This is a genomic window from Oleiphilus sp. HI0079, assembly GCF_001635105.1.
On the sequence record NZ_LWFT01000209.1, the window covers coordinates 1 to 944 of the forward strand.

Sequence of the window (944 nt, forward strand, 5' to 3'; positions counted from 1 at the left end):
CTGCTCTGTGGGAGTTCGTAACGAGAATTACTCGATAATGCGCTTCCGCCAATAACTGCAAAAAAGTCTGGGCATGTGGCCGAAAAGCAATTTTATCTTTCACTTCATGCTTGAGACTAAGCAAATCGATATTCAACAAGTCGGCCCAATAATCGAAGCAATACCAGTTCAGCGTGCCCTTGAGACTATGGAAGAACTCTCCAAGATAATCCCGGGCCTGTTCTTCTGTCATCGACTTCATCTCTGCATAACGCTTCGGCAGGTGGTGCAGCCAGAAGTAGTTATCATAATGCAGGTCCAGCAAGGTGCCGTCCATATCAAGGAAGACCGTGTCTATTTCATTCCAGTCGAGCATCAAAGTCTTTATACTCAGGTCGCGTTTATTCACTGCATTCTAACTAAGCATGGAAGATATGTCAGATTTAAGAGAGTTGTTTCCCGCGCTAGAGCGCATTGTAAGAGAAGCCGGTCAAGCCATCCTGAAGGTTTACCAGCAAGAGGCGCCATTGGACATAGACACCAAGTCCGATGACTCACCTGTTACCCAAGCCGATATTGCAGCGCACAGAATTATTGAGAAGAGCTTGCTCGAGCTAACTCCAGACATTCCGATCCTCTCCGAGGAAGGCGGCTTGCCAGGCTATGATATCCGTGGCACTTGGTCCGAGTATTGGTTAGTTGACCCTCTCGATGGCACCAAAGAATTCATCAATAAGAATGGTGAATTTACCGTCAATATTGCATTGATTCGCGATGGAGAGGCGATTCTCGGCTACGTCTACGTGCCGGTTTTGGATAAACTCTATTTCGGCGGCACGGATTTCGGTAGCGTGAGAAAAGATAGGGCCGGCGAAGAGAGGCTCGAGGCTCAAGCTCTGAAACTGGGTGGCGAACTAAAAGTAGTCGGAAGTCGCCGTCACGGAGCTGAAGCCCTAGACGACTTA

The 944-nt window shown here is 48.3% G+C and carries 2 protein-coding genes; one reads left to right on the top strand and one right to left on the bottom strand.

Translation table 11 applies throughout. The annotated features are described in order from the left end of the window. Positions 1-355 (bottom strand): haloacid dehalogenase-like hydrolase (locus A3750_RS03065; RefSeq protein ID WP_156498346.1); only part of this gene is annotated, 355 nt, incomplete at its 3' end. A 58-nt stretch (positions 356-413) separates the two neighbouring features. Between A3750_RS03065 and A3750_RS03070 the strand changes: the two genes are divergently transcribed. Beyond that, positions 414-944: 3'(2'),5'-bisphosphate nucleotidase CysQ (locus A3750_RS03070; RefSeq protein ID WP_304440165.1), on the top strand; the 531-nt coding region annotated here is incomplete at its 3' end.